At 66.6% G+C, this 680-nt stretch carries 2 protein-coding genes; both read left to right on the top strand.

Translation table 11 applies throughout. The features are described from left to right. Positions 1-60: 60 nt before the first annotated feature. Positions 61-474: an IS66-like element accessory protein TnpA gene (tnpA, locus tag GQE99_RS20305; RefSeq protein ID WP_161353787.1), complete on the top strand. Its 414-nt coding sequence runs from the start codon at positions 61-63 to the stop codon at positions 472-474. Further along, positions 471-680 (top strand): IS66 family insertion sequence element accessory protein TnpB (gene tnpB / locus GQE99_RS20300; protein ID WP_161353786.1); only part of this gene is annotated, 210 nt, incomplete at its 3' end. The genes tnpA and tnpB, both read left to right, overlap by 4 nt.

Below are 680 nucleotides of genomic sequence, written 5' to 3'. Positions count from 1 at the left end.
CGTATCCCTCCGGCGGAGGCCGTCTGACGGGATTTCGGCGTCGGTGCTAAGTCCGACCTTATGGCCGACTATAAGTTCAGACCCGAGATCGAAGTCCTCTCCGCCGCGGACGTGCCGCGCCGGCGACACTGGGATGATGCGGACAAGGTCCGTATCGTAGAGGAGAGTTTTCTTGGGCATCGCCAGGTCTCGGCTACGGCGCGGCGGCATGGCGTGTCGCGCTCCCTGCTAACCATATGGCGGCGACAGTATCGCGACGGTGAGCTTGGCACCGAGACGCCGCCTTCATTCATCCCACTGGCGGTTTCACCCAAGGCGCCTGCGGCAGTGCCTGTGACGGCACAGGAGGCGCCGCGCGACACCCCGGACGTTCAGCTCGAGATCGTGCTAAGGAACGGACGGCGGCTTCTGGCACCTTCGTCGGTGGACCCGGAGGTTTTGGCGCGGCTGCTTCCGGCCCTGGAAGGCCGATGATCGCCTTCCCGGCGGGGGTGCGCGTGTGGATCGCGGGCGGGGTCACCGATATGCGGCGCGGCATGAACACCCTGGCGCTGACGGTGCAGCAGGGGCTCGGGCGCGACCCGCATGCCGGCGAGATCTTCTGCTTCCGAGGGCGCAAGGGCGACCTGGTCAAACTGCTGTGGCACGACGGCGTCGGCATGTCGCTCTATACGAAGCGG

It is taken from the genome of Maritimibacter harenae (assembly GCF_009882975.1).
In the GTDB taxonomy this organism is placed as follows: Bacteria; Pseudomonadota; Alphaproteobacteria; order Rhodobacterales; family Rhodobacteraceae; genus Maritimibacter; species Maritimibacter harenae.
This window is presented reverse-complemented; position numbering and strand designations above follow the sequence as displayed.

What these genes read in the sequence shown, in the direction of transcription:
- tnpA (WP_161353787.1), top strand. Translation starts at nt 61, where the DNA reads ATGGCCGACTATAAGTTCAGACCCGAGATCGAAGTCCTCTCCGCCGCG.